This window comes from Pseudomonas sp. 22490 (assembly GCF_052044465.1).
GTDB lineage: Bacteria > Pseudomonadota > Gammaproteobacteria > Pseudomonadales > Pseudomonadaceae > Pseudomonas > Pseudomonas aeruginosa.
The window spans coordinates 1-3,040 of the sequence record NZ_JBQENS010000012.1 but is presented as its reverse complement, the minus strand read 5'-3'; the positions used below and the strand labels follow the sequence as shown (position 1 = coordinate 3,040).

6 protein-coding genes and 1 pseudogene are annotated in these 3,040 nt (G+C 61.4%); all 7 read left to right on the top strand.

What is annotated here, in order from left to right:
* Positions 1-186: 186 nt before the first annotated feature.
* The gene (locus tag ACTJJX_RS15045) at positions 187-1,146 is read left to right on the top strand and encodes a hypothetical protein (RefSeq protein ID WP_023082651.1); all 960 of its coding nucleotides are present in this window, start codon (positions 187-189) and stop codon (positions 1,144-1,146) included.
* 406 nt (positions 1,147-1,552) lie between these two features.
* Positions 1,553-1,738, top strand: coding sequence for a hypothetical protein (locus tag ACTJJX_RS15040; RefSeq protein WP_003157042.1), 186 nt, complete (start codon positions 1,553-1,555; stop codon positions 1,736-1,738).
* Entirely contained in the window at positions 1,728-2,255 is a 528-nt protein-coding gene (locus tag ACTJJX_RS15035) for a hypothetical protein (protein ID WP_003448815.1), read from the top strand. The genes ACTJJX_RS15040 and ACTJJX_RS15035 overlap by 11 nt, the downstream gene beginning before the upstream one ends.
* Positions 2,252-2,509: a hypothetical protein gene (locus tag ACTJJX_RS15030; RefSeq protein WP_003448812.1), complete on the top strand. Its 258-nt coding sequence runs from the start codon at positions 2,252-2,254 to the stop codon at positions 2,507-2,509. Before ACTJJX_RS15035 ends, ACTJJX_RS15030 begins: the two co-directional genes overlap by 4 nt.
* Positions 2,502-2,741, top strand: coding sequence for a hypothetical protein (locus ACTJJX_RS15025; protein WP_023082652.1), 240 nt, complete (start codon positions 2,502-2,504; stop codon positions 2,739-2,741). Before ACTJJX_RS15030 ends, ACTJJX_RS15025 begins: the two co-directional genes overlap by 8 nt.
* Positions 2,734-2,967 carry a hypothetical protein gene (locus tag ACTJJX_RS15020; protein WP_003103841.1) on the top strand — a complete coding sequence of 78 codons (234 nt, stop codon included), beginning with the start codon at positions 2,734-2,736 and terminating at the stop codon, positions 2,965-2,967. Before ACTJJX_RS15025 ends, ACTJJX_RS15020 begins: the two co-directional genes overlap by 8 nt.
* Positions 2,967-3,040, top strand: a pseudogene (locus ACTJJX_RS15015) (nucleoid-associated protein); the annotation flags it as partial. The gene ACTJJX_RS15020 and the pseudogene ACTJJX_RS15015, both read left to right, overlap by 1 nt.

The window sequence follows — 3,040 nt, the reverse complement described above, 5'->3', positions numbered from 1 at the left end:
CATGCCGGACCTCCTGTGGTCTGGGTGGGTTTGTTTGGCGACGCCAACCTTACCACCGGATGTGTCCGGCTCCCTTCTAGCAGCGACCGTCACGCCTTCAGCGCTACCGGTCCTGCAACCTCATTTTTCATCTCATCTATTGAACTTCCGATCTCTCGCCGGCGGGAGCCGGCAAGGAGTCTAGTCATGCGTGACCAGCAGACCACGACCAATCCTCCCGAGGCTTGCGCCCAGAATCCAGACTGGCGCCAAGACCTGTCCTATGCACTAATCGAGTCCCTCATGGCCGAACCCGAAGAGCAGGCAAAAGCCTTCCTGAAGGCTCATTTGGAGCGACTCCCCTACTACGAACGCTTCGGGCTCTCACATGAGAACCTCGTCCTCCTGATGGAGGACCTCTTCAAGCAGTTGCAGTACACCTTTTCCTTCCTGGGTATCGATGCGACCTGGCTCAGGCAGCGCCAGCTCGAGCGACAAGTCGCTCAGACGAATGCTTACTCTGTCTTGAAGGCACTGCAAAGCGCCGTCACACAGTTGCGGACCCACGAAGGGCCGAGCCCCGTACTCTGGTTCACGGGGCTCGGCCGGACGACCCGGCCGTTCGTTCGGGCCACTGCATTGGAGCACGCCCTACGCCAGGCGCTCACCGACAAAGGCTGGTCAACCCCGCAAATCGAGGACGCCTGGCCAAGCGCAGGCCTGCAACCCTACCTACAGGCCCTTGGCCTGTGCCGGCAGACGCTCGCCTTCGCGCTTGACGACCCCAGCCAAGCCTTGGACCTGCCGACCCAGCGTGCAGCCGTCCTGGCCGCTCATGACGAACTCATCATTGAGCTGAGAGGGCGGCTTCTCTGGGAGAGCTGGAACAGTCCGCCAGCAGACTACGAATGGGGTGAGAGCGCGATCGTTCCAATGACCTCTAGCTCGCCCACGGATGCTACTGGGCAAGTGCTTCCCGCCACACCTCGAGGTCGTCCTCCCTACTATCTATGGGAACTGGTCCCCGCACCTGCCTCTCATCGCGCCACACCCGACGCGCCTCTTCCGGGACATGAAGCGGCTCCAGCTCATCGCATATGGCTAGCCATTTTTGAGCAGGAGACAGCGCCTGCACCTGCTGGGGCGTCCAGGAGTAGCGCCTTATGAGCGCGAAGTCGATTGCGACGATCTCGCCCAAGGACCAGCTGTGCTTTTCTGCAAGTGCAGTGCCCAAGACGCTGAGCAAATACTGCTGCTGGAGCACCATTACATCTTCAGTGGTCAGCGGCTGCTCCTTTTCCAAACCATTCTCCTGCCTATATCGCTCGATTAGGCGGGAGAGTGTGCGTTCATACGGCTCTACGGCCTGTGACGTCCCGATTTTGTCTCCTTTCATGCCGGACCTCCTGTGGTCTGGGTGGGTTTGTTTGGCGACGCCAACCTTACCACCGGATGCGTCCGGCTCCCTTCTAGCTGCGACCGTCACGCCTTTAGCGCTACCGGTCCTGCAACCTCATTTTTCATCTCGTCTTCCGCTGCCAGTTGCCGGCCCACGCCGGCAAGGAGCCCATACATGAACACTTCCCAGCCCCTGGTCACCCACCAGTGCATGAATTGTGACCAGCACCACCCACACCACTTGGTGCGCCAGGTTCTTCCCGCCGAGAACACCCCAGAAGGAGAAGCCGAGGTGTTGGTCTGCCCCTGCTGCGGGAGCTACGACGTCCATCAGTTGGAGGCTGTCTTTGATGAACACTGAAGCCCGCTTTCCGAGTATCCACGCCTCGGCCGCGTTCACCGACTCGGCGGTGGTTCATGCCAATCAAGTTGGGGTCAATCCGATCGAACTGGACGCCCTCAGCCAAGTGATCTCGCGCCTTTCGCGGGACGAGAGCACGGTCGCACCCAGTTCGATGGAGCGAGAGCTTCGTGAGCTGGAGGAACTGGGGTACATCGAAATCTCGACCACCCAGGCCGGGACCCTGGTGGTCACTACGCGCGCTCCGGGGCAACTGCTTTCGGCTTACTTCTGGTCGGTATGGATCCCGCGACACCTGTTCAGTTGCTCGCTGAAAGTGAGCCTGGTGCCGCACCTCTGCTGCGGCACTCAGGACTCCCAGCACCTCACCGCCGTATTCCGCATTGCAGGCAGCAAGGACGCCGCGCGTGAGTTCCTGCATCAGTTGGCCAACAACTATCCCGGGCATGAGCCGGAGTTGCCCGAACTGGTGGCCGTTCAGATCGGTGATGCACTCAGTAAGGAGGCCGAATCATGAAGGCGTCCCAGACCTATCAGTGCATCGTCAAGTTCGATGGCGCCGGCTTCTGGACCAATACCATTCAGAAGCAGCGTGCGACCTGCACCTGGAGCGACAAGGTGGCAGCCTCCCGCCTTGCCGAACGGCTATTCGGCGAGGACAACGCCTACATCACCCGTATGCCGGCACAGGCAGGCGACCACGAAAAGCGCATCGAGAGTCGCTGGGAACTGTCCTGCAAAGATCCCAAGGAGGTAGCGCGCGATGCCTGACGTCACCGCTTACCGGCCGGTTGCTGACGAGCTCGCTCAACTGCGCACAGAGGTCCGCATGCTGCGTTCCGCGCATGACGACCTGGCCTGCAGCCGACAGAACGATCGTCGCTGCCTTCAGGAACTGGTGAAACGCCTCCTGACTGCTGCTGCCACCGACAGCCTTCCCCGCTCCCTGGCAGAGATGGAGACCTGGCTGCAGCTCAACAGCGAGGAGACCACTGATGCGTAGTTTCCTTCGCGGCGCCCGGGAAAGCGTCCGCCGGCTGGTGGCCTTCGCTCAAGCCGAAGGCTGGAGCGTCGACCGCTCCGCCGGCGGCCACTTGAAGCTCAGCAAGATCGGCTGCGCCTCGATCTTCATCTCTTCCACGCCAAGCGACGCACGCGGCGAGCTCAATGCCCGCGCCCTGCTCCGTCGAGCCGACAGGCAGCGTTCCCTGAACCAGGAGTCTTTCTGATGCCTATCAAACACGCCATCGTCCACCTGATCGAGAAGAAGCCCGACGGCACCCCGGCCGTGCTCCACGCGCG

Coding starts and splice junctions, on each gene's coding strand:
- ACTJJX_RS15045 (WP_023082651.1), top strand. CDS start 187: ATGCGTGACCAGCAGACCACGACCAATCCTCCCGAGGCTTGCGCCCAG.
- ACTJJX_RS15040 (WP_003157042.1), top strand. CDS start 1,553: ATGAACACTTCCCAGCCCCTGGTCACCCACCAGTGCATGAATTGTGAC.
- ACTJJX_RS15035 (WP_003448815.1), top strand. CDS start 1,728: ATGAACACTGAAGCCCGCTTTCCGAGTATCCACGCCTCGGCCGCGTTC.
- ACTJJX_RS15030 (WP_003448812.1), top strand. CDS start 2,252: ATGAAGGCGTCCCAGACCTATCAGTGCATCGTCAAGTTCGATGGCGCC.
- ACTJJX_RS15025 (WP_023082652.1), top strand. CDS start 2,502: ATGCCTGACGTCACCGCTTACCGGCCGGTTGCTGACGAGCTCGCTCAA.
- ACTJJX_RS15020 (WP_003103841.1), top strand. CDS start 2,734: ATGCGTAGTTTCCTTCGCGGCGCCCGGGAAAGCGTCCGCCGGCTGGTG.